Origin of the sequence: Pontibacter diazotrophicus (assembly GCF_003367245.1) — a bacterium.
Lineage (GTDB): Bacteria > Bacteroidota > Bacteroidia > Cytophagales > Hymenobacteraceae > Pontibacter > Pontibacter diazotrophicus.
This window is the reverse complement of sequence record NZ_QRGR01000074.1, coordinates 1-1,592: the sequence shown is the minus strand read 5'-3', so window position 1 is coordinate 1,592 and position 1,592 is coordinate 1. Positions and strand designations below refer to the sequence as shown.

1 protein-coding gene is annotated in these 1,592 nt (G+C 53.0%); it reads left to right on the top strand.

Annotated features, from left to right (window positions below; translation table 11 throughout):
- Positions 1-1,592 (top strand): PAS domain-containing protein (locus DXT99_RS26695; protein ID WP_115568646.1); only part of this gene is annotated, 1,592 nt, incomplete at both ends.

The following is a 1,592-nucleotide window of genomic DNA, read 5'->3' as shown; positions in this document are numbered from 1 at the left end:
CTGTTTTATAAAAAGTACAATGAAGAAGGAGAAGAGTACACCCTCTACGCGCTCTCTGGCGCAAGACACGAGGACTTCGCCCATCTTCCGGTTATCCGGCATACGCCCATTCTGGACCCCACGCTTCGCGGAGAGCATATTGTCCGCTCAGATGATATCACCAAAGATCCCAGGTACGGCCAGAACCGGCCCCATCACGGAATGCCGGAGGGGCACTTGCCTGTGCGAAGCTACATGGCGCTTCCGGTAGTAACCAGGAGCGGGAATGTGATTGGCGGCCTGTTCTTTGGGCATCCGGAGCCTGGTGTTTTTTCAGAGAATGAGGAAGAACTGGTGAAAAATATTGCCGGCCAGGCGGCAGCTGCCATCGACAATGCCCGCCTGTTTGAGGCAAAGCAGCAGGCAGAGCAAAAAGCCCGGCTGATTATTGAGTCTATCCCCCAGATGGCATGGACAGCTTTGCCTGACGGCTCCCTTGACTTTTTTAATAGGCGGTGGCTTGAGTTTACGGGACAGACAGCAGAACAAGCCCAAGGCGAAGGATGGCAAGAGGTTTTTCACCCAGAAGATTTAAGCCTGACTGTTGATGCATGGCAGCGCTCGCTGAGCAGCCAGCAAGATTTTGAGGTAGAGCACAGGATTAGATGTGGGGCAGACGGGAGCTATCGCTGGCACCTGAGCAGAGGAGTACCTGTGAAAGACTGTGATGGAAATATTTTGCAGTGGGTGGGCACCAACACGGATATCGACGACCGCATGCAGGCACAGAAAAAGATACGGGAGAGGGAAAAGCTGTTCCGGGAGGCCGAGATGGTGGGCAACACAGGCAGCTACGAAGCAGACCTTGCCACCCTTCGCTTCAGTTTCTCTGATAACTTGTACAGGCTACTGGGCTACGAACCCCAGTCCTTTGTTCCCTCCCTTGATTTTATTGACGCTGTTTCCCATCCCGAGGATGTGGCTGATGCACGCCCGATCATCAAAAAAGCAATACGGGATAAGCAGCCTTATGAGTACGTGCGCCGAATCTACAGGCCTGATGGGCAAATGCGCTATTTTACCGTGAAAGGTAAAGTAACCCTTGATAAGCTTGGGAGCCCGGTTAAAATCCTGGGCAAGGTTCAGGACATAACGGAGCAGAAAGAGGCAGAGCAGGTAATAAACAAACACCTGACACTCCTGAAGCAGGCGGAAGAAACAGCGCGCATAGGCAGCTGGGAGTATGACATTGACACCGGAGCACTCCACTGGTCAAAGGGCATGTACCGCCTCTTTGGTATACCGGAAGGCAGCCCGGTAAAGCCGGAGCTCTACTTGGACTATGTGATAGAAGAAGATCGTCCTGTGGCGGAAAGAATAGTGCATCACTTCCGGGAAAGTCAAGAGCCTTTGGAGGAAACCATACGCATCAGACCCAACAGTCAGGTAGTCACCATGAGGGTAAAGGCTGTCCTGCTGCGGGACAAGCAGGGAAGGGGCAAGAAGACGCTGGGTGTTAACCTGGACATATCCGAAATAAAGCAACTGGAGCAAGAAAACCTGGAACTTCGGCTGGATCAGCAGAAGGGCCTGTTGTTGGCCATACTGGAGGC